Annotated in this window: 20 protein-coding genes and 1 riboswitch; of the genes, 3 read left to right on the top strand and 17 right to left on the bottom strand. The window is 56.4% G+C overall.

Annotated features, from left to right (window positions below):
- Window positions 1-5 precede the first annotated feature (5 nt).
- The 12 genes from HHJ17_RS11185 to HHJ17_RS11130 all read right to left on the bottom strand — a co-directional run bounded on the left by HHJ17_RS11185 (window position 6) and on the right by HHJ17_RS11130 (window position 14,269).
- A complete protein-coding gene (locus HHJ17_RS11185; protein WP_296502355.1) occupies window positions 6-1,199 on the bottom strand; it encodes a TIGR03088 family PEP-CTERM/XrtA system glycosyltransferase in 1,194 nt (397 codons plus the stop codon).
- A complete protein-coding gene (locus tag HHJ17_RS11180; protein ID WP_296502358.1) occupies window positions 1,196-2,476 on the bottom strand; it encodes a nucleotide sugar dehydrogenase in 1,281 nt (426 codons plus the stop codon). Before HHJ17_RS11180 ends, HHJ17_RS11185 begins: the two co-directional genes overlap by 4 nt.
- Window positions 2,477-2,518: 42 nt before the next feature.
- Entirely contained in the window at window positions 2,519-4,102 is a 1,584-nt protein-coding gene (xrtA, locus tag HHJ17_RS11175) for an exosortase A (protein ID WP_296502361.1), read from the bottom strand.
- On the bottom strand, window positions 4,099-5,337 hold the full coding sequence (locus tag HHJ17_RS11170) for a TIGR03087 family PEP-CTERM/XrtA system glycosyltransferase (RefSeq protein ID WP_296502363.1): 1,239 nt from the start codon (window positions 5,335-5,337) through the stop codon (window positions 4,099-4,101). The genes xrtA and HHJ17_RS11170 overlap by 4 nt, the downstream gene beginning before the upstream one ends.
- Before the next feature lie 8 nt (window positions 5,338-5,345).
- A complete protein-coding gene (locus tag HHJ17_RS11165; protein ID WP_296502366.1) occupies window positions 5,346-6,407 on the bottom strand; it encodes a FemAB family XrtA/PEP-CTERM system-associated protein in 1,062 nt (353 codons plus the stop codon).
- Window positions 6,391-7,260: an XrtA system polysaccharide deacetylase gene (locus tag HHJ17_RS11160; protein ID WP_296502369.1), complete on the bottom strand. Its 870-nt coding sequence runs from the start codon at window positions 7,258-7,260 to the stop codon at window positions 6,391-6,393. The genes HHJ17_RS11165 and HHJ17_RS11160 overlap by 17 nt, the downstream gene beginning before the upstream one ends.
- Window positions 7,261-7,269: 9 nt before the next feature.
- Complete coding sequence (gene wecB, locus HHJ17_RS11155; RefSeq protein ID WP_296502371.1) at window positions 7,270-8,460, bottom strand: UDP-N-acetylglucosamine 2-epimerase (non-hydrolyzing); 1,191 nt, start codon at window positions 8,458-8,460, stop codon at window positions 7,270-7,272.
- A complete protein-coding gene (locus HHJ17_RS11150; protein WP_296502374.1) occupies window positions 8,457-9,563 on the bottom strand; it encodes an XrtA/PEP-CTERM system-associated ATPase in 1,107 nt (368 codons plus the stop codon). Before HHJ17_RS11150 ends, wecB begins: the two co-directional genes overlap by 4 nt.
- Window positions 9,564-9,566: 3 nt before the next feature.
- Entirely contained in the window at window positions 9,567-11,150 is a 1,584-nt protein-coding gene (locus HHJ17_RS11145) for a TIGR03016 family PEP-CTERM system-associated outer membrane protein (RefSeq protein WP_296502376.1), read from the bottom strand.
- Window positions 11,150-12,040, bottom strand: coding sequence for an XrtA-associated tyrosine autokinase (locus HHJ17_RS11140; protein ID WP_296502379.1), 891 nt, complete (start codon window positions 12,038-12,040; stop codon window positions 11,150-11,152). Before HHJ17_RS11140 ends, HHJ17_RS11145 begins: the two co-directional genes overlap by 1 nt.
- A 6-nt stretch (window positions 12,041-12,046) precedes the next feature.
- Entirely contained in the window at window positions 12,047-13,621 is a 1,575-nt protein-coding gene (locus HHJ17_RS11135) for an XrtA system polysaccharide chain length determinant (RefSeq protein ID WP_296502382.1), read from the bottom strand.
- Window positions 13,622-13,702: 81 nt separating this feature from the next.
- On the bottom strand, window positions 13,703-14,269 hold the full coding sequence (locus tag HHJ17_RS11130) for an XrtA/PEP-CTERM system exopolysaccharide export protein (protein ID WP_296502441.1): 567 nt from the start codon (window positions 14,267-14,269) through the stop codon (window positions 13,703-13,705).
- Between the two features lie 171 nt (window positions 14,270-14,440).
- Here HHJ17_RS11130 and HHJ17_RS11125 point away from each other — a divergent pair, with 171 nt between their 5' ends.
- Complete coding sequence (locus tag HHJ17_RS11125; protein ID WP_296505790.1) at window positions 14,441-15,022, top strand: low molecular weight protein-tyrosine-phosphatase; 582 nt, start codon at window positions 14,441-14,443, stop codon at window positions 15,020-15,022.
- Here the strand turns inward: HHJ17_RS11125 and HHJ17_RS11120 are convergent, their stop codons facing one another.
- From HHJ17_RS11120 to ahcY, 5 genes are all read right to left on the bottom strand, one after another.
- Window positions 15,023-16,030: an NAD-dependent epimerase gene (locus HHJ17_RS11120; protein WP_296502387.1), complete on the bottom strand. Its 1,008-nt coding sequence runs from the start codon at window positions 16,028-16,030 to the stop codon at window positions 15,023-15,025. It lies immediately after the preceding gene.
- A 35-nt stretch (window positions 16,031-16,065) separates the two neighbouring features.
- Complete coding sequence (locus tag HHJ17_RS11115; protein WP_296502391.1) at window positions 16,066-16,425, bottom strand: PilZ domain-containing protein; 360 nt, start codon at window positions 16,423-16,425, stop codon at window positions 16,066-16,068.
- 275 nt (window positions 16,426-16,700) lie between these two features.
- A complete protein-coding gene (metF, locus tag HHJ17_RS11110; RefSeq protein WP_296502393.1) occupies window positions 16,701-17,540 on the bottom strand; it encodes a methylenetetrahydrofolate reductase [NAD(P)H] in 840 nt (279 codons plus the stop codon).
- 13 nt (window positions 17,541-17,553) lie between these two features.
- Window positions 17,554-18,384 (bottom strand): TlyA family RNA methyltransferase, encoded by an 831-nt coding sequence (locus tag HHJ17_RS11105; RefSeq protein WP_296505789.1) that lies wholly within the window; start codon window positions 18,382-18,384, stop codon window positions 17,554-17,556.
- Between the two features lie 75 nt (window positions 18,385-18,459).
- Window positions 18,460-20,007 (bottom strand): adenosylhomocysteinase, encoded by a 1,548-nt coding sequence (ahcY, locus tag HHJ17_RS11100; protein ID WP_296502396.1) that lies wholly within the window; start codon window positions 20,005-20,007, stop codon window positions 18,460-18,462.
- A gap of 74 nt (window positions 20,008-20,081) precedes the next feature.
- Window positions 20,082-20,177, bottom strand: a riboswitch (S-adenosyl-L-homocysteine riboswitch).
- Between the two features lie 117 nt (window positions 20,178-20,294).
- Here ahcY and HHJ17_RS11095 point away from each other — a divergent pair.
- Together HHJ17_RS11095 and HHJ17_RS11090 are read left to right on the top strand one after the other, a co-directional pair.
- The gene (locus tag HHJ17_RS11095) at window positions 20,295-21,926 is read left to right on the top strand and encodes a peptide chain release factor 3 (RefSeq protein WP_296502398.1); all 1,632 of its coding nucleotides are present in this window, start codon (window positions 20,295-20,297) and stop codon (window positions 21,924-21,926) included.
- Window positions 21,927-21,940: 14 nt separating this feature from the next.
- On the top strand, window positions 21,941-22,393 hold the full coding sequence (locus HHJ17_RS11090; RefSeq protein ID WP_296502400.1) for a DUF2721 domain-containing protein: 453 nt from the start codon (window positions 21,941-21,943) through the stop codon (window positions 22,391-22,393).
- The last annotated feature ends 4 nt before the right edge of the window (window positions 22,394-22,397 follow it).

Genomic DNA, 22,397 nt, shown 5'->3' with positions numbered 1-22,397 from the left:
GGTATTCAGTGATGTTGTGGTTTGCCGCCTGCGCGACGCAACTGCTGGTCGTAGACAGACTGGTAAGTAGCCACCATCGCCTGCATGCTGAACGTGTCCAGCGCACGCTGGCGTCCCGCCTGCCCCATGCTCCGGGCTCGCTCCGGATTGGAGGCGAGTTGCACCAAGCGCAGGGCCATGGCCTGCGGATTGGCAGACGGCACAAGGTGACCCGTCTCTCCCTGCAACACCAGGTCCGCATTGCCGCCCACGGCGGTGGCCACGACCGGCAGGACGCTGGCCATCGCCTCCAGAATGGAATTGGAGATCCCCTCGGCAAGCGAGGGCAAGGCGAAGACGTGCAAACCACGCAGGATGTCAGCCACGTCATTTCGCTCGCCGGACAACCAGGCCAGATGGGTCACCCCTGCAGCGTCCAGTACAGCCTGAACCTGCGCGCGCAAAGGCCCGTCCCCGACCATGATCAGGCGCATGCGCGTCTGCAGTTCAGGGGCCAGGGCCAGGGCCAGTACGAAAGCATGCGCCAGCATGACCTGATCTTTGACCGTTTGCATTCGGCCCACGGTACCCACCAGCCAGTGCTGCGCCGGATCGAACGGACACCCTGCAATCGGCTGTGGCCCATCGGGGGCGGAATGGAACCACTCCGTATCGACCCCGTTATAGGCTTGCGTGATCGCATCTTGTGGAACGTGTACTTTTTTTACCAGATAGTCGCCCAAATCACGCGACAGGGCCATGTAGTGATGCACAAACGGCCTGTAAAAACGGCGAACGCGCTGGTAAGTGACGCTACTGCCGTCCAGGTCGCCCACATCACGGCCATGTTCACCATGAATGCGAACGGGCACACCTGCCGCCCAGGCGGGCACCTGCACTTCGAGCGCGGCGAGGTTTCGGCTATGCACGATAGCGGGACGCAACTGACGGAACAACTTGAACAGCTTGAGGTATTGCCAGACGCCGTGGCCGGGCGACTTGCACAAAGAAATGAACTCAACATCGTTGCGCTGAATTCGCTGCCTGAATTCAGTCACATCGGTCAGCGCCAACACCGCATGCCGGTAGGCGTGCGCGGGCATGTGGTTGATGAGATTGACAATGCCGTTCTCCAGTCCACCGGTGTCAAACCGGTACATCACATGCAGCACAAGCGGCCGGTGATCACCTTGCATCTGTAACTTGCCTGTTGCCGTCATAGACGCCAGAGCTTGTAGCCAGCCCCTTCGATCGCGCTCCGGTCAAAGACCGCTTTGACATCAATGAAGGCACCGCCCTTCACCAGCTTTCTTCCAAAGTCTTCCATCGTCAGCGTGGTGTATTCCCGGTGGGCGACTGCCGCCACGATCGCGTCAGCCCGGGGCAGGTCCGCCCAGGGCAGCAGCGGTACACCATATTCATGCATGGCCTCATCTGAGGCGGCTCTTGGGTCGCTCACAAAAACGTCTACACCGTACGACTTGAGCTCATTGATGATGTCGATCACTTTCGAGTTGCGCAAGTCGCCACAGTCTTCCTTGAAGGTAAGTCCAAGTATGTTCACTTTGGCCCCTTTGATGTAACTGCCGGACGCGATCATGTGCTTGATCGTCTGCTCGGCAATGAACTTGCCCATGCCATCATTGATACGTCGGCCCGCCAAAATAACCTGCGGGTTGTAGCCCAGCATCTCGGCCTTGTGCGTCAGGTAATAAGGGTCAACGCCTATGCAATGGCCCCCCACCAAACCCGGCTTGAACTTAAGAAAATTCCATTTGGTGCCAGCCGCTTCGAGCACTTCGGTGGTGTCGATGCCGAGCTTGTCGAAAATGATCGACAGCTCGTTCATCAGGGAAATATTCAGATCGCGCTGGGTGTTCTCGATAACTTTGGCGGCCTCTGCGGCCTTGATGCTGGAGGCACGGTGGACACCAGGCAAAATTATGGCCTCATAAAGCTTGGCCACTTTATCCAGCGTGTCGGGGGTATCGCCCGACACAATTTTGAGAATTTTGGTGAGGGTGTGCTCTTTGTCACCGGGGTTGATGCGCTCAGGCGAATAACCGACAAAGAAATCCTGCTTCCACTTCAGACCCGACTCGCGCTCCAGAACCGGAATACAAACATCTTCCGTGGCACCCGGATAAACCGTAGATTCATAAACAACGATGGCATCTTTTTTCATGTGCCGACCGACACTGGTGCTGGCGCCAATCAGCGGACGAAAATCAGGAATATGCGCGTTATCCACCGGTGTCGGCACAGCCACAACGATGATGTCCGCCTCCGCCAGCATGCTGGCATCTGCCGAGTACTCCGCATAGGGCGATGCCCGCATTTCATCATCAGACAACTCACGCGAGGGGTCAACGCCGTTGCGGCACGACTCAACCTTTGGCACAGAAATATCAAACCCAATTGTGCGAAAGTGTTTGCCAAACTCAACCACCAGCGGCAGCCCCACATAGCCCAAACCAATCACAGCAACAACACTCATGACGAGATCTCCATGGCATTCATAAAATTAAAAAAGTCAAAGTCACCTGTTTTTCGGCGTCTTCAGCAGCAGTTCATTGATCGTTGCGTAGTTCGTTGACAAGAAGGAGTCCAACACCGCATCGCCCCCCCCCACCTGATCTTTAGGTGTCGAGATGATGATCACGGCAGAGTCATCACCGCGCCCCAGCAACCGATAGAACGCCCCATAAGCCTTGGCAAGGTAATCGCTTGAAGTAACCCTGCCGCTGATCCAGTACATCTGCCACACCACCAGGCGACCTTCATTGGCTTTTTCAGCAAGCACCCGCCCACGCAACTCCGCTGTACGCACGCCAACAGGCTTGTTATCCAGATTGAGAACGCGGCGACCGCTGGAAACCTGCGCCCATCGCGGGTCTTGACTGACAACCAGCACGTTGTCAGAGCTAACCAGCTTGCGGCTGTAATTCTGATGGCGGTAATAGCCCAGATACAGTCCGACAACGCGCCCCTGACTGGTGTAGTTATGGTTAATTTCAGCGGATGGCGTCTGAAAGGCGGGTTTGAAGTCCGCCACATTCGGCTGAACGGCTTGCCAGCCTGGCGCCAGCGTCGTCGGGGCGGAGAGCGAGACCGAGTCGCCCCCTTCATCCCGATCAAGACCCCATAGCGCCATGTGGGGCAATGACACCAGCGCCGCAAATCCGATGGTCGTTAACCACACTCGCGTAAGCGTCACCGCCGGCTTCGACACGAGAGACCCCGCTCCACGCCGAACAGCCACTGGCTCGGACTCTGCCCAGCGAGCGCCAATGATGAACATCAGCATAATGACAACACCAAAAAAGAGCCAGCCATAAATCAGGTGATCGACCCCGGCCGCAAGTTTGTTGCCGGAGAGGTGCCCCAGCATGACGATGAGGTAGGCGCGCATCCAGTTGGCAACAACGGGGACTGCGATCGAAACAATCACAAACAGAATGCGGCGTTTGTTGGACTGGTAGTTCAGGTAGGCAAACAGGGTGCCCACAGTGAGGGAAGCAATCAGGTACCGCACACCACTGCAAGCCTCAACCACGGACCAGTTACCAGAAGGAATTACAAACTGAAGACCTTCACGGTAGACGGGAATACCGCTCAAGCGCAGGGCGAACACGGTGAAATTTGCCGTCCACTCCATGAACTGAGGCATAAGAAATTCACCAATAGGAACGGCAAAAAACAAGAAGCCCAGCGGAAAGATAATCAGCCGTGCAACCGCCCAGCCGAGCAGGGTCGGCACCGTTAAAACCAGCAGCGCCACAAACGCCAACTGGGTAACAGCATTGACAGCCACCAGATCGCCCAATAACCAGACAAAGGCGGCACCAGCAATCAATAAAAAGGCGCCCACTGTCGGCACGGGCGTCTGCATGGCAATGAGCCGCCGCTGTCGCCAGACCAGCCACAACACAATCGGAGGAACCAGAAAAGCGTGGGTAAAGGTTTCAGACCGTGCCCAGATGGTCACCATGGCGGCTCCGGTCTCGCGGTAGAGGAACAGCATCCAGAGCAAAAGCAAAGTCAATGCGGGAAGGGCTTGCCGCCATGGCGCCGGAACCTCAAAGCTTTTGACAGCAGCGTAGGGGATGGCGACTGGGCTCATACCGTCTCTCGTGATGGCGGTGTCTCACCCAGATAGCGGTCGATACCGCCTAAGTGAGCGCTCCAGCTGTAACTCTCAAGCACCCGCAGTCTTGCGGACTGTCCCACGACAGCAGCCCGGGCTGGCGCTTTGAGCAAAGCATCCATCTCCCGCACAAAACCACTGACCCCTGAAGCACAGATGAGCTCGTCGCAGCTTGCATCGATCGCCTGCGCACAAGAACGGGACGCAACCACCGGCCGGCCCATCGCCATGGCTTCCAGAATTTTGTTTTGGATACCACGCGCCACCCGCAAAGGCGCCACCACCAGCGCCGCATGCTGCAAATACGGCCGAACATCAGACACCGTGCCCGTGACCACGACCGAATCAGACGCCAACGCCAATACGGACTGAGGCGGGCTGCGACCGACGATATAAAAGCGGAGCTGCGGCCAGGATTGGCGCAAGCGCGGCAGGATGTCACGGACAAACCAGGTGACTGCATCAATATTGGGCCAGTAATCCATGGCCCCGGTAAACACCACGGGTATCTGCTCAGGCTTGCTGGTCGGCCCCGAAAAAGGAGAGGTCCGAACAGGGTCAGAAGAAAAATAATCAGTATCCACACCGTTGCTCATGGCAACGACCGTCTCGGCACATTCGGGCGCCATCTTTTGAAACAAGGCCGTTTCATTTTCAGTGACAAAAAAGGACTTGATGGATCGCGCGGCGACCGCACGTTCAAAAACTTTCAATTGTTCGCCTTCCCGCCGGTACAGCCAGGACAAAGGCCACCGGTGAGTGCTTGCATATTGCGTCCATTTAGTCGAATCGACATCGACAAAATCGACCAGCATGGGTGGTTGGCTGACACCCGGTGTGGCCGGCACATACTGCGCCATCACTGAGGAAAAAATGACCGTGGCGTCGATTGCGTTCTCTGCAAGGGTTTGGTTAACCCATGCTTGAAGATGAGCATCCTTGTAATACCGCAGACTCAAGGGCTGCTGTGTGATTAACCCAGCAAGGCTACGGAGTTTGGCAAAACTGGGCCTGAGCCGCGCCACATGCAGATCAGGGCACATTTCCCGTACGGTATCAATGTAGGCTTCATCCTCAGGGTCATCCACAAAGGTTCCCAAAAAAACGCGATGTCGGGCCGTCAGGTGCTTGAGCAGATGGTAAGAACGCACTTTGTCGCCCTTGTTTGGCGGGAAAGGCAGCCGATGAACCAAGTAAAGCAAATTACTCATAAGGATGTTCAGCCGAGGTTGCGGACAACAAAAGGACCTAACCAGTTAGCCAAGCCAATCGGCAGGCGGCGCCACGTTTCAATCAGCAGTTTGAACTTGGCATTTGCTGGATTGTTTTGAGGAATACCAGCGCGCGTGTACAGGCAGTATTCGTAGTGCAGTGGCCTGGGCTCAAAGCCCCAGTTCTTTTTGAATGCATAAGAACCGGTGCCCAGCTTGCTACGGCCATAGTCGAACACCTTGAGTCCACGCTCACACGCACGACGCATCAACTCCCAGTATTTGAAATCGTTCGCGGCAAGATCACGCGCCGATTCATCGTCGCCCGCGTAGTAGGGCAAGACCTCATCCCGAAAGTAAAAACTCAACACGCTGCTCAGCGGGCGCCCCTCTGGTGAGGTGACCGTCAATACTTCGCAATCAGCACCAAACTCGGCGAGCAAGGCCTTGAAGTAACGCTTGGGCATGGCCGGTGTGCCATGGCGGTGAACGTTATCCGCATAGAGAGGAAAGAAACGATCAACATCACGGTCCAGTGCGCTCACCAGACCATTTTTAATGCCTTTGCGAACCATGGCTCGCTGCTTGCGTGGAATGGCCTGCATGTTGACGGCTTCTTCAGGTAGGATTTCCTTTCGAAAAGTCACATACAAGTCTTGCGCGGGCCAGTCTGAATGACGCGGTTTCACATTGCGCCATTCAAGATGTGCCACCCCCAGGCGTTTGGCGATTTGCTGCGCCTCCTGCTCCAGTGCCTCTGCCGCCTGTGCACTAACGGCCGCAACACCACCATACACGGCAAAAGGCAAGCCCACCAGCGAGTTTCCAAACAGCCAGCTCTTGACATGGCCTAGTGGCAAAACACCCTGGATACGGCCACCGGCTTCAACATACAAAAAATAAGTATCGTGGTGAAAAATATCCTGCACAATTTTCTGCCAACCGGCACGGTGAAAAAAGGTCGCTTCGGGACAGGCCAGGACGAACGAGTCCCACTGCACCGCCGTGGCGATGTCATGCGGAATAAGACGTTTGACCGTCAGTACGGAATTTTCAGGCGACGGTGTCATGTTGAGTAAACCTGTCCAAAAAAATTTGGTCCATCCGCCCCCATCTGAAATCACCCAGCAACTGATTCAAACGCTCTTCCATGCGACCAATATTGACGTAATGCCGAAATCTGGTTTTGCTGCTGATGCCCGCAATACGGGGCTGTCCCGTGTCAATTTCCCAAGGATGAAAATAGAAGATCCCCGACTCGCGGTCTTGTCTGTTGACCCGGCTCAGCATCCAGCGAGACAGTGCATAGGGCAGCAGCCTGAAGTAACCCCCACCACTGGAGGGCAGGTTTCGGTTTAACACCCGTAAAGTCGTAATCGGGATTTCCATCAAACCAGGACGGACCTCGTAAGCAAAACGCGGTGAATCCGGCATCCCATAGTGATCGTGCCGAATAGGGTAAACACTTGAGCTGTAGCGGTATCCCGCCCGTGCCAGACAATCAAAGGCCCAGAGGTTTCCTGATCCGATCGAAAAACTCGGTGCGCGATACCCATTGACTTCACTGCCCGCCAAATCCTCCAGCACAATTTTTGCCAGCTGAATGTCGGCAAAAAAAGCGGCCTCGGTCTGATCACTGGCCCGCTCGTGACCATAGCCGTGGCTGGCCAGCTCATGCCCTTCCTGCACGATTTGACGCACGAGCTGGGGATAGCGCTCGGCAATCCAGCCCAGGGTAAAAAAGGTTGCTTTCGTCCCACGATGCGCCAGCATTTCGAGAATGCAATTCACGTTGTGTTCTACACGGCACTCCCGTGTATTCCACTCGGATCGGGCGATGTGCGGCGCGAATGCTGAAACCTGAAAGTAATCTTCAACATCGATCGTCAACGCGTTGGTGATGGTTGTGTCTGGCATAACCATTTTTTCAGTTCAAACAGACCCCACGGCCTGATTGGCAGGCCTTGGGGTCAACCATTGAAACAAATCAGCCGTGATACGTTCCGCGGCATGCCCATCCCAGAATTCAGGCAAGCGGCCGCGCTTTCCCCGTCCGGCAAGGATTTCTTGCACCGCCGCCAGAATCGCCTCGCGGTCACGCCCAACAAGTGTGTTGGTGCCTTGCTCAACGGTAATGGGACGTTCGGTGTTTTCTCGCAGGGTCAGACAAGGTACGCCAAGCGCCGTTGTTTCTTCCTGCAGGCCGCCCGAGTCGGTGAGCACCAGGGTGGCGTCCGCCATCAGTCCCAGCATTTCAAGGTATCCCTGCGGCGGCAACAAAACCATGCGCGCTGGATCAATCAAGTCCAGCAGACCGAAACGATCGATATTGCTGCGCGTGCGGGGATGCAGGGCAAACACCAATGGCAGACGAACGGCCACCTCGGCCAACACACCCAGCAAAGCGCGCAGCGCGTCAGGATGATCCACATTGGAAGGCCGATGCAAGGTCACTACGCCATAGCCCAGTGGATGCAACAACACGGCGGCATCCATATTAGAGGCTTGCAGTGTGTCTTTGGCGCTACGTGCATTTGCCCGGCCAAAAACGACAGAGTCAATCATGACGTTACCCGCAAAGCAAACCCTGCTTGGCGGTATGCCCTCCCGCATCAGGTTAGCTTCGGCGGTGCGCTCCGTGGTGTAAAGACGGTCAGAAATTTGATCCGTAAGAATGCGGTTAATTTCTTCGGGCATGGCACGGTCATAGCTGCGCAGACCGGCCTCAATATGCACTACCGGCACCCCCTTTTTCACAGCCACCAGGGCACAGGCCAATGTTGAATTGACATCACCGACGACAACGACACAGGAAGGGTTGTACCCTTCAACAATGGGCTCAAACCGTTTCATGACTTCAGCCGTTTGGATGGCATGCGTTCCCGAGCCTACCTCAAGATTAACGTCCGGCCGGGGCAGTCGCAGATCTTCAAAAAGGCGGTCACTCATGTCTTTGTCGTAGTGCTGGCCCGTGTGCACCAGCAACATCGGCAATGGGGGCGCATGAGCCGCCATAGCCCGGAGAATAGGGGCCATCTTCATGAAGTTAGGCCTCGCACCCACCACGCAAATGACGGGACCGGTCTCTGCAGAAGGGAGCGCCGTGGCCAACGAATGACTCATTGAGTGCTCTCCTGGCTTGGCGTTCTGACGGCCGAGACAAGTTTTTGCAACATGACGAGAATTTCAAGGTTGATCCGCTCCAGACGAAGAACACTTCCCTCCAGACGTCTCAGGCGACCATCGTATTGTTCAACGCCCAGGCTATCAATCTGGCTGGATATTGCACTCGCCAAGCCGGGCGTCAGCTGCAACTTAACGAGATCAACATCCACTGAATTATTGGTTGTCAAATCGGCAAGACCTGAGTCGACCAAGGTCGTCCGATCTTCCTGGGACCTGCTGGCAGGAACGGCTGATTCATCGTGAATTTCGTTCACGACCTCATTGACATCGTCAAGGCCAAAAGCGTCTTTGTTGCCCAAATAGCCGAGTAGCAATAAACGGTCACAAATGAAGTTAATACGGCGAGGGATACCACCGGATGCTTTGAAGATTCCCTCGAAAGCGTCTGCCGAAAAAGTGGGGCGACCCGTCGCACCGGCACACTTCAAACGATGTTGAATATAGCCACGTGTTTCATCTAAATCCAACGGTCCGATATGGCATGTCGCCGTGACACGCTGCCGCAGTTGCTGCATGCTGGGGCTTTGCAAAATGGTGCGAAACTCGGGCTGACCGACCAAAAATGTCTGCAACAGGGCTTGCTGGCCAAACTGAAAGTTGGACAACATGCGCAGTTCTTCTACCGCCCGGGATGTGAGATTTTGGGCTTCATCGACAACCAGCAGACAACGTTTTCCCTGGCTTGTCTGATTGACCAGATACGCCTCCAACGCCATGAGCACATCGGCTTTTGAAACATCTTTGACTCGTACGCCAAAAGCCGCGCCAACCATGCGCAAGGTGTCTTCGGCATCCAGCTGCGTGGTGACGAGATTGGCGGCAACCACTTTTTCAGAATCCAAACTGGCGAGCAGTCCACGCACAATGGTGGTCTTGCCCGCGCCAACTTCACCGGTGATGACGATGAAGCCTTCATTTCGTTGTACACCGTACTCCAGATAGGCTTTGGCTCGACGGTGCTGCTTGCTGCCAAAATAAAAACTAGGATCAGGATTGAGCTGAAATGGCTTGCTGTTTAGCCCGTAATAAGTTTCGTACATAGGTCAGAACTGCACGTTTAAATTGACGGTGACAGCAGTTTCTTCGTAAGGCGCCGTATTGCCGCTGTATGACACCCGGCGGATCCCGACAGAGGCAGTCGTCATTTTGCCGACTCGGCCTGTCACGTTAACATTGAGGAGGCGCAACGTCGCATCCTGCAGACTCGAATCTCCCGATGTTTTTTGCTGCGATACGAGCACACCCAATGAATAATCTGGCGTTAAGCGATGCGTGTAATTGACGCTGATGCCACGTTGTCGAATCAACGAAGAAGTGCTTAAATCATCGACCCCCGACGAGATGGTGTCGAGCCTGCTGCTCTCGCTTCTCGACGCCACAAACGTTACCGTATCACGCACACCAAGCAGCGCGAACAACAAGTCTTGTCGACGGGTCAATGACAATGTCGAGGTCAAAAAACTGCTGGTGACATTTGCGCTTGGACTAATATTGTTAGCCTGCATATAGGCATTGACCAACTGCGCACGGGCTGTCGGATTGGGCTCAATAGCGGCAAACTGACTGTACAAAAGTTCATAAACCGAACCGATACTTGCAATGCCCGTCTGGCTTGGTGTGGCCGTAACATCTTTGGAATCAGTAAATTTCCACGCAGTGCGCGCCGTTCGGTGCTCAAAACTCAAGCTATGCGTGTCTCCGAAAGAACGGTGATCCAGTGCTGCCGAAACTTTTGTGTTCTCCGACGGAGACCAGTTCACGCCGACACCGCTGGTGCCATAGTCTTTCTTATCAATGCTGGTGTAGTTATTGGTTTCACGTCCGGCATTGGCCGACACGCTTAATTGGGACGTGATTGCATAAGATAGACCAAGGCTTAACCGATCAGCTTCGGTGGGGCGACCCGTGCTGTAGTCAATCGTCTGCTGACTGGCATCAGCCGACCAGCCTAAATTCCTGAACGCGCTGTCACCGCTGATGTTGACGACGCCATCACTCGTCGCCACGCCGGATCCCACCGCCGAATCACTTTGTGTGACGGCCCGGCTATAGCGCGCCTCATACCTGGCCATATCACCCAAGCGGCCGCGTACATAAGGGGAAACTCGGTAACTGGAAACCTCGGATTGATTGGGATTAAGGGAGGAATTGCTGGTTGACGGTGCGCCAAAAGCGGAAATGGTCTGCTGTGAAATGGAACCACTGAAATCGAGATATGCCCAGTTATCTACGGCCTCCAGCGTCCCAAACGTAGTCAGTGCATTTTGGGTCCGACTGGGTGATGAATTTTGCGCGTACACAATTTCATTGATGGCGTAGTCGAAGTAGCCTTTGAGTCGCGCCCCCTCACTGCGGATGCGAATCCCTGGACTGATCTCCGTAATCTGATCTGACTGCTGGCCGGTACTGCTCAGACGCACGTTATCGGTCAAGGTTTCGCTGATTGAGACACGCGGCACAATGGACAGGGCGCGGCTCGGTCCCGCGTCTGAGATCGCCGTCTGACCATAAGCGCCAGCCGACGCCATGACCAGGAGCCCCGCAACCGGAACGCCAGCAACGCGAAGTCGGAAGGGGTGCATAAAAAGCGGGCTACGCATCAGGACTGACATGACGAGGAAGACCATCAGGCTTGCTGCTGCTCATACCCGTATCCATACCCATATCCATTTTCATACCCCCCCTTGGCAACAGTTCGAGCCTGATTCAGCAACATCAGTTTGACGGGGCAGGCCTCAATAGTGGCAAGCGCCTGCGCAACATCTGATTGCAACGTCTTTTGCGCCCGGACCACCATCACGATCTGCCCCATGTGGGATGCCAGCACCCGCGACTCGGTAGCCAGAAGAAGTGGCGGTGAATCAAAAATGATGATGCGATCAGCGTAGCGCTTTGCCATATCGTTTAATAGCCGTGTCATCGCGTCGCTGGCCAACAGTTCAGTAGCCCGCGCATGTGGCGTGCCGCTCGGCAAGATGGTGAGCTTGTCAATATTTGTTTTCAACAGCATTCGGGACAAATCTTGTGATTCGTCAGCCACCAGATCAAGCAGGCCGGGACCGATAGGAAGTCCAAGCATATTCATCACCGACGGTCGTCCTACATCGGCATCCACCAGCATGACGGTGTAATCCAATTCAGTGGCGATGCTCATTGCCAGATTGATCGCGGTAAAGCTCTTGCCCTCGCCCGGAAGCGCACTGGTGATCATGATCAAGTTGCCATTGGCAATCATGGAGGGGCCTTTGCCCATGGCGTTACTGATCAACGGCCGCTTGATCACCCGGAATTGATCCGCTATTTGGGATCGTGGCGCATTCGGACTCACAATGCCCGCGAGCGCGAGAGCCTCCAGATCAATCTCAACGCGACGCGAAAGCGCGGAAGGCGGGGCGTCGGCAGCAGGCGTCTGAGCTGCGGCAAACGTTGTAGCCACGGGCGGCGTTTCGGGCATCTCAGCACCCGCTTGGCGAAGTTGTTCCAGGCGTTGTGCCGCCTGTTCGATCAAACTGTTCATAGTTGTTTACCCCGCCCGACCGGACAACAGGGACAAAACAATCATCCCTGCAATAAAAAGACCAACCAGCCCACCTGAAGCGATCCCAAACCGCCTTAAGTCAGATTTTTCCTGTCGCACCGCCTCGTCATCCATCACCAAGGCCACCACCCCCAGCAGCGGCAAGCCCACCGCCTCCCTCAGCGAACGAGCATCGTAAAAAACGGCACGCAATTGGCTGGCAATAAAGGCAACGGCAAGCCCTGCTCCTATTGCGACCAACAACGCGAGTGGCAGGAGCAACAACCGGTTAGGCGCTACGGGTTTAGGCGAAGCTCGCGGTGGATCAATCAAGCGGAAGTCGGCAACCCCAGCGGCGCTCTCCAGATCGCCCGTCAGGGCGGCCGATTCTCGGCGCGTGACCAGGTCGTTATAGTTTTTCTTATTGATGTCGTAGTCACGGTTTAACTGAGCCAGTTCAGATTCAATCTGAGGCGCGGTTTTCATCAACTCGCGCGTCCGATTGAAACGCGCGACATACTCCCCGACTCTTGCTTGCAGAGAAGCCACTTGGACCTCTGTGGAGGCCAGCAGTCGAATCAGTTCCTGGTACACCAAGCTGTTGCCGGATGATGCGGCAGGGTTTGCCATTGCAGTTTTTCGCAACTCCTGCACTTCTTTGCGCTTGAGCTCCTCAAGCTCTTTGATCAACCGCCGTGTACTGACAACATCCGGATGTTGCTCCGTAAAGCGCTGCAGCAAAGAATCCAGATTGCGCCGCTGAGCATCAATACGCCCATCGACTTCCGGCGTAGAAACCGACATGGCCGACTCCTGCAGGAGGCTGCGCGAAGTGATGTCAGCGTTTTGTGATTTTTCACCTTCCAATTGACGCTTCGCGGCATCGCGCGCATTTTCTGCTTCACGCAACTCCAGTCGCGCTTGACTCAGCTGGCTACTCACCACACTAAGTTGTCCGGTCATGTCTTTGCCATCGGCCGTTTGAAGCTCGATGTTGCGAACCTTGAATTCCTTCAATCGGGCTTCCGCCTCTTCGAGCTTCGCCACATTCATCTTAATCTGCTCATCGATGAATTTTCTGGCCGTATTGGAGTCTTTGCGCGAGTCGCCAAGGCTGGATTCAATAAAGATGGAGACCAGAGACTGAATGACTTTTTTGGCTTTATCGGGTGATGTATCACGGTAGGACAAGACATAGAGATTGTCCCGCCCCACATTTTTTATTTCGAGCGTCTTCATCAGCCCATCAATCAGCGCTTCCTGCTCGCTCTTGGATTGCGTCTTTAAATCAAGATCAGCCATGCGGATGAGCTTTTCCAGATTAGGCCGGCTGATGAGTGTCCGACTCAGCATCACGACCTGTTGGTCGACGTTGGGCTGCACGGCCATGCCGGACATCAAGGGTTTCAAAATGGACTGCGTGTCCACAAAAATACGGGCCGTTGCCTCGTATTTATCTGGCACTGACAACACCACCACGGAACCAATGGCAGTGGCGAACCAGGCAACCAGCAGGCCCAGCCAGCGGTGTTTCCACATGCCTTTGGCAACAGTGGTTAATTGGCTAATAAGCTCATCCATCGGATTATTTCTTTGTAGTCAGTATTCAAACGCTGCAAAGCCCATCGACAAGCGATGCAGCAACCAGAACTGAAGCCAGTCTTAAAACCAGCCCTGCGGAATAATGAGAATGTCGCCAGGCTTCATTTCCACATTGGCAGATATGTCGCCTCGCTTGACGAGATCTTTGAGTCGTACCGAATACCGCTTGTCACCTTCCGATGCGCGCGTGATGGACGCCCCGTTGCCATCCGCAAAGTCGGTCAAACCACCCACAGCGATCATCACATCCAGCACCGTCATTTTTTGCTTGTACGGCAGGGATTGCGGCTTGGCGGCCTCACCAACGACCCGAATTTGCTCACTGTAGGGACCGATAAAACTGGTAACGATGATGGTCACCACCGGATCGCGCACCAACTTGCCTAATGCTTTTTCGACGTCCCGGGCAATCTCGATGGAAGTCTTGCCTTGCGCAACCAGTTCATCCACCAAGGGCGTTGAAACTTTGCCGTCCGGACGAACCGGGACCGACATGGAGAGCTCCGGATTGCGCCAAACAATGATGTTGAGCGTATCGCCTGCGCCAACGATATAGTTATAGTCCGGTGTTGACGCGGCAACTGGTGCCGGCGGGTAGGATGATGAAAAACCGGCACAAGCGGTCATCAGACCAAGCAACAAACCAAGTGCCGACCAACGCACCATGATGTTGATATAAAGTTGAAAACTTCTCAAAGCGTATCCCCTGTACAAGTTGAATGCATTCACTTGGCGCCTTGCTTGACCAGCCAAGTACGAATCACGCTTTGGAGTCTGCGCTGAAGGCTTTTAAATAAATTGATATTTCTCAAGATAGTCACACCCCTGTTACAAGATTTGCAAACAGGGGCGGCGCGCCAGTCCAATGTCATCGCCACTAAAATCACTGCCATGACTAAGTTACTGATGGTGTGCATGGGCAATATTTGCCGCTCTCCGATGGCGCAAATCGTTGCCCAGAAACTGACGTCCGATGCCATGTGCTCGCATCAATTGATGTTTGATTCGGCGGGGACTCATGCTCACCGTTTGGGTGAGCCGTCGGACCCGCGAGCGCAGGCCGCACTGTCCAGTCACGGGTATGACGCGGGACGAATTCGGTCACGCAAAATCACGCAGCTAGACTTTCAGAACTTCGACATGCTTCTGGCAATGGACGCCCGTAATTTGCATGAACTTCGGCGTCTTTCCCCACCCGAGCATCTGAACAAGCTGCGGCTGTTTCTGACGTTTGCCGAAGGACTGAATGAAACTGAAGTCGCCGACCCGTATTATGGCAACAGGGAAGGATTCGAGCGCGTCTTGACGCTGTGCGAGGCCGGTGCCCGTGGCTTAATCAAGCACTGGACCGCGCAAAGGCTTTCTGCTTCCCCGTTCTGACTACGCCTTGTAATAGTCGCGGTACCACGCCACAAAACGACCAATGCCCTGCTCAATCGATGTACCGGGAACAAACCCGATCCATTCATTCAAAGCGTCGGTGTTGGCGTAGGTGGCAGGAACATCACCATCTTGCAGGGGCAGCAGATTCTTCTCGGCCTTCTTGCCCAAGGCCTCTTCAATGCAGCCAATGAAGTCGAGCAGTGGCACCGGGTTGTTATTGCCGATGTTAAATAGTCTGAAGGGCGCATTGCTGGTGGCCGGGTCTGCCGCTGCGGCGTCATAGGTCGGACTCGGGGTCGCGATGCGATCAGTCACGCGAATGACGCCTTCAACGATGTCGTCGACAAAAGTAAAGTCGCGCTGCATATGGCCATAATTAAAGACGTCAATGGGACGCCCATCCAGGATGGCCTTGGTGAACAGGAAGAGTGCCATGTCAGGCCGGCCCCACGGACCGTACACCGTAAAAAAACGAAGCCCCGTGGTGGGCAGTCCATACAAATGACTGTAGGTGTGCGCCATGAGTTCATTGGCTTTCTTGGTCGCGGCGTACAAACTCACCGGGTGGTCTACGCTGTCGTGTTCAGAAAATGGCATTTTGGTATTGCCACCGTAAACGCTGGAACTGGATGCGTAAACCAGGTGCCGCACCTCGGCATGGCGGCAACCCTCCAGAATATTCATAAACCCCACGATATTGCTGTCGATGTAAGCGTGCGGATTTTGCAGGGAGTAGCGAACACCCGCCTGGGCCGCCAGATGAATGACGCGGTCAAATTTTTCAGCCGCAAAAAGCTGGACCATGGCCTGGCGATCGGCCACATCCATTTTGACGAAGCGAAAACTGGCATGCGACAGCAACCGCTTGAGTCGATTTTCTTTCAGGGTGACGTCGTAATAGTCGTTGAGGTTGTCCAGCCCCACCACCTCGTCCCCGCGCGCCAGCAAGCGCAGTGCAGTCGTCATGCCAATGAAGCCTGCCGCCCCCGTCAGTAGTATTTTCATAGATCGATGTTCGAGCCCGTTGATTCGGGCCGATCTTAATACCTGGGCGCCAAAGAACTTGCGTCAATATCAATGACCTCCGCAGTATCGGAAAAAAAAGAACCATCAAGCTTCGCGGCAATACCCAGCACACCCCCCTTGTGATCGACCCGAACCACGCTCCCGTCGCAGACCAGTTTTAACCGCTCGCCGTGAACAACCACCTCGACAGCCAAGTGCACTCGGGAGCCCGGCTCTTGCGCATTTTCTGTTTCAAAATAAATGCCTGTTGCGCTGATGTTGCGGGTCAAGCCATGAACAAGGCCCATTTCGATCGGCAACTCGGTTGCAAATCGGTCGGCACCCCGTTCATGTTTTTCGGCTTGTGTTTTGTTTGGTTTTGTTAGGTGTTTCATGGTTCAGTAACATCCGTCGACCATGACATGCCACGCAATACCGATCGCATGTGACTTCAAGCCGGTCGGTCAAGCTTTAGCCTCTGAAAGGCTTTAAAGCATTAACTATGCCGAGCAAGAACCCACGCGAGACAAAGCGAAACAAATCAATGACTTAGGGCTGTCCCAATGCGCTTGGGGGCCGCGCCTGAACCAGCATTCACGCGGTGCTGTAATTTAATCCGACAGGTCAATGCACCACCAGCAGCGGCGCATCAACTAGGCGTGCGAACTTTTCAACAACCCAGCCGTTTACAGATCTCGAGCGTGGCCACGCTCTGGTTCATGCTGTAGAAGTGCAGGCCCGGAGCGCCACCGGCCTGCAGTTGCGCACACAGGTCGGTGACCACGTCCAGGCCAAAGGCCTTGATGGACGGGAGATCGTCACCAAAGCTTTGCAGACGCAAGCGAATCCAGCGCGGAATCTCGGCGCCGCAGGCATCGCTGAAGCGCATCAACTGGGTGGAGCTGGTGATCGGCATGATGCCGGGCACCACCGGAATGGTCAGTCCCATCGCGTCGACCTCTTCCACAAAACGGAAGTAAGCGTCGGCGTTATAAAAATACTGGGTGATGGCGGAGTTGGCGCCGGCCTTGACTTTGGCCGCAAAGGCCTGCAGGTCGCTGGCAGGCGACTTGGCTTGCGGATGCACCTCGGGGTAGGCGGCCACTTCGAGATGAAAGTCGTCGCTGGTTTCAGCGCGGATGAACGTCACCAGATCGCTGGCGTACTGAAACTCACCGCCAGCGCCGTAGCCACTGGGCAGATCACCGCGCAAGGCGACCAGACGCTTCACGCCCATGGCCTTGAGGGTGGCCAGCTGCGCCCGCACCGTGGCGCGGGTCGCGCCGATGCAGGAAAAATGCGAGGCGGCGCTGACGCCCTCGGCCAGGATGTCGCGCACCGTATTGAAAGTGCCCTCTTGCGTGGAGCCGCCCGCGCCAAAGGTCACCGAGCAAAACTCGGGCTTCAGGGCATACAACTGCTGGCGCACCAGGCGCAGCTTTTCCACGCCCTCGGAGGTTTTTGGAGGAAAGAACTCAATACTCAGGGGTGTTGCGGTGGTCATGGTCATGACGGGCTCAACTTCAGGAAACAGAATCGGCCGGCTTGCGGGCGCAGATGAAAAATTCGCGGTTGCCGTCGCCGCCGGCAATCGGCGAGTCAAACCAGGCGGTCACGCTCAGGCCGAGCGCTTCGCAGGCCTCGCGCAGGCGCTGTTCGATCAGCGGGTAAAAGCTGGCATCTTTCACGATGCCGCCTTTGCCGACCTGGCCGGGTTGCAACTCAAACTGGGGTTTAACCAGCGTCAGCAAGGTACCGCCGTTTTTGAGCAAAGGCACGATGGCCGGCAGCACCAAGGTTTGCGAGATGAACGACAGATCGGCCACGATCAGGTCAAACTCGGGGGCGAACTCGGTGATTTCCACCTCATCCTCTTCAACATCAAATTGGCCATCAGCCCCCGTGCTGTCCGCGTACGCAGCTATCAAATCAGCAGCAACCAGGGATCGGGCATTGACTTTTTCGACGCACAACACGCGCGGATCTTCGCGCAGACTGGGGTGCAACTGGGCGCTGCCCACATCCACCCCGACCACCGAGGCGGCACCGTGCTGCAGCAGGCAGTCGGTAAAGCCGCCGGTGGACTGCCCGACATCCAGGCAGGCCAGGCCGGTCACCGACAGGCCCACTTGCTTCAACGCTGCCTCCAGCTTCAATCCACCCCGGGACACGTAACGCGCCTCGGAATCGTCCAGCAACTTCAACTCAGCCTCAAGCGGAATCTCGTCACCATTTTTGGTCACGGTCTTCCACTCCGCGCCTTTGAGCCACTGCACGCCGTCAGCGATGAGACGCTGCGCTTGTGAGCGAGTGCTGGCAAGTTGCCGTTGAACGAGTAATTGGTCAGCACGCATGTTTGTAGGGGTCATTCAAAAAGGAGACGGGGCGGCAGGGCTTGCAGGACTCGCCTGCAATGCCCACGCCGGTTTTTAGTAGCGGTACGTATCGGCCTTGTACGGGCCGGATTTGCTCACGCCGATGTAGGCGGCTTGCTCGTCGGTCAGTACCGACAGCATGGCGCCGACTTTGGCCAGGTGCAAACGCGCCACTTTTTCGTCCAGGTGCTTGGGCAACACGTAAACCTTGCCGACTTTGTATTCTTTGGGCTTGGTGAACAGTTCGATCTGGGCGATGGTCTGGTTGGCGAAGCTGGAGGACATGACAAAGCTGGGGTGGCCGGTGCCGCAACCCAGATTGACCAAACGGCCCTTGGCCAGCAGGATGATGCGCTTGGCTGGCTTTTTGCCCTTGGCTGGGAAAATCACGTGGTCCACTTGCGGCTTGATCTCTTCCCACTTGCATTTGGACAGCGAAGCGACGTCGATTTCATTGTCAAAGTGACCGATGTTGCAGACGATGGCCTGGTCTTTCATGGCATCCATGTGCTTGTAGGTGATGACGTTTTTGTTGCCGGTGCAGGAGACAAAAATATCGCACTTGTCAGCGGCGTATTCCATCGTCACCACTTTGTAGCCTTCCATCGCGGCTTGCAGCGCGTTGATCGGGTCAATCTCCGTCACCCAGACTTGCGCGGAGAGGGCGCGCAGCGCTTGGGCCGAGCCTTTGCCGACGTCGCCGTAACCGGCCACGCAAGCCACTTTACCGGCGATCATCACGTCGGTCGCGCGTTTGATGGCGTCCACCAACGATTCGCGGCAGCCGTACAAGTTGTCGAACTTGCTCTTGGTCACTGAATCATTGACATTGATGGCGCGCAGAGCGAGCTCACCCTTGGCCGACATTTCGTTCAAACGCAGCACGCCGGTGGTGGTTTCTTCGGTCACGCCGAGGATGTTTTTCAGGCGGCGGCTGTACCAGGTCGGGTCGAGCTTGAGCTTGGCCTTGATGGCGGTGAACAGGCAAATCTCTTCTTCGCTGCCGGGCTTGGCCAGCACTTTGATGTCTTTCTCGGCCTTGGCACCCAGGTGCATCAGCAAGGTCGCGTCGCCACCGTCGTCCAGAATCATGTTCGGACCTTCGGCCGCTGATCCTTTTTTACCGCCAAATTCGAAGATGCGGTGGGTGTAGTCCCAATAGTCGGTCAGGTTTTCGCCCTTGTAGGCAAACACTGGCGTGCCAGCTTCAACCAAGGCGGCCGCAGCGTGGTCCTGGGTGGAGAAAATATTGCAGGACGCCCAACGCACCTCGGCACCCAGCGCTTGCAGGGTTTCGACCAACACGCCGGTCTGGATCGTCATGTGCAGCGAGCCGGTGATGCGCGCGCCCTTCAGGGGTTGCGCCTTGGCGAACTCTTCGCGAATCGCCATCAGGCCGGGCATTTCGGTCTGGGCAATGTTCAATTCTTTACGACCCCAAGCGGCCAGGCTCAGGTCGGCAATGACGTAGTCTTCGACTTTGGCAACGGCTTTGACGGGCGCCTTGACGGCGGCCTTGGCTGGCGCCTTGACAGGGGCTTTAGCGGTCGCCTTGGCTTGGGCTTTGACTTGGGTTTTCACGGATTTCAATACGGCGCTCATGGCTCACTCCAAATGTAATTTTGAAAAACCACGGCCTGTGCGGAAATCTTTTGAGAAGACTCACCTCACAGCGCAGTGGGTGAGCGCAGTTGATGCGGCGAGTGGCAGCTGCCAACTCACGCGGTCCGAGCCTCGTTCAACAAACGTGAACTGCAACGCTCCTCGGAAGGCGATAATTCTACCTTTTCCAGACTTTCACTGTCTACAGGTTCGCGCGAACGTCTTTCCAAAGACGTCCCAACCCGGCAGCGCAACCCGATCGCCTCCAGCCTTTACTGATTTCTTTCATGTCTTATCAAGCCGAAACCCGCCGCCGCCGCACCTTTGCCATCATCTCCCACCCGGATGCGGGTAAAACCACGCTGACCGAAAAGCTCTTGCTGTTCTCGGGCGCGATCCAGATCGCCGGCTCGGTCAAGGCGCGCAAAGCGACCCGTCACGCCACCTCGGACTGGATGGAAATCGAGAAGCAGCGCGGCATTTCGGTGGCCTCCAGCGTGATGCAGATGGTGTACCGCGACCACGTCATCAACTTGCTCGACACCCCCGGCCACAAGGACTTCTCGGAAGACACCTACCGCGTGCTGACCGCGGTGGACTCGGCACTGATGGTGATTGACGCCGCCAACGGCGTGGAAGCGCAAACCCGGCGCCTGATTGAAGTCTGCCGCCAGCGCAACACGCCGATCATCACCTTCGTCAACAAGATGGACCGCGAAGTGCGCGAGCCGCTGGACATTCTGGACGAGATCGAACGCGAACTTGGCATGCCCTGCGTGCCGATGACCTGGCCGGTCGGACAGGGCAAGACCTTTGGCGGCATCATCAACCTGCGCACGCAGGCCATGACGGTGTTCGAGCCCGGCAGCGACCGCGGCCCGAAGGACTTCACCACCATTCCCATGAGCGATCAGGCCACCTTGCTGAAACGCTTTGGTCATGAGTTTGAGACCGCGTTTGAGAGCATGGAACTGGCCACCGGCGCGTCGCCGACCTGGGACCGCGAGGCCTTTCTGGCCGGCAAGCAAACCCCGGTGTTCTTTGGCTCCGGCGTCAACAACTTTGGCGTGATGGAAGTGCTGGACGCGCTGGTCGATCTGGCACCACAGCCCCAGCCCCGCACCAGTTCCTTCGTCGTCAACAAGCAGCCGGTGATCCGGGAAATTCAGCCGGAAGACGATTTCTTCTCGGGCGTGGTGTTCAAGGTGCAGGCCAATATGGACGCCAATCACCGCGACCGCATCGCCTTTGTGCGCATGGCCTCGGGCAAGTACACGCCCGGCATGAAACTCAAAGTCATGCGCACCAGCAAAGAACTGCGCCCGACCAGCGTGGTGACCTTCATGAGCCAGCGCCGCGAAGCGGTGGAAGAAGCCTACGCCGGCGACATCGTCGGCTTTACCACCCACGGCGGCGTGCAACTGGGCGACACCATCACCGACGGTTCGGTCAACCTGCAGTTCACCGGCCTGCCCTTCTTTGCGCCCGAGCTGTTCATGACCGTGGTGCTGCGCAATCCGCTGCGCACCAAGCAGTTGCAGCAGGGTTTGGCGCAGCTGGGCGAAGAAGGTGCGATTCAGGTGTTCCGCCCCGAGATCGGCGGCAACATGCTGCTCGGCGCCATCGGCCAGCTGCAGTTTGAAGTGGTGCAGCACCGCCTGAAAAGCGAATACGACGCCGACATCCGGCTGGAAGGCAGCCAGTACACCGGCGCGCGCTGGATCACCGCCGACACGCCGGCCGAGCTCAAGACCTTTTGCGAGGCCTACCCGATGCGCATGGCGCGCGACGCCGCCAACACGCTGGCCTACCTGACCACCTCGCAATATGACGTGCGGCTGGCGCAGGAGCGCTTCCCCAAAATCCACTTCCACCCGCTGCGCGAACACGCCGGACTGGCGCTGCAGTCGGCCGGCTAGGTTCGGAGGCTGCCATGTTTTTTGCCACCGACCTCGACACCGTCACCCACGCCATTCAACTGGCCGTCGCCCCGGTCTTCCTGCTCACGGCCGTGGCGGCGATGATCGGCACCGTGGCGGGGCGGCTGGCGCGCATCATTGACCGCGCCCGCATTCTGGAAGATCGGATTGAAGCCGCCCGGGCCGGGGATTTGATGACGTCCGCCTACGATGAGTTGGGGCGACTGCGCTTGCGCGGCGGACTGGTGAACGTGTGCATTGCCCTACTCACCTTCTGCGCCATCCTGATCGGGCTGACCATCGTGGCACTGTTTCTCGGCGAAACCACACAACTGCAGATTCTGCGGCTCGCGACGATCTCGTTCCTGTCCGGCGTCGTCTGCTTCTTGCTGGCGCTTTTATGCTTTTTGACCGAAACCCTGCTGGCCACCCGCATCCTCAAGTTCAGCCGCCCCGCCGACGTTTGAGCGG

Source organism: Rhodoferax sp., assembly GCF_012927445.1.
Lineage (GTDB): Bacteria > Pseudomonadota > Gammaproteobacteria > Burkholderiales > Burkholderiaceae_C > Rhodoferax.
Note: the sequence above shows the minus strand (reverse complement) of the source record. Positions and strands in the feature narration are given on the sequence as shown.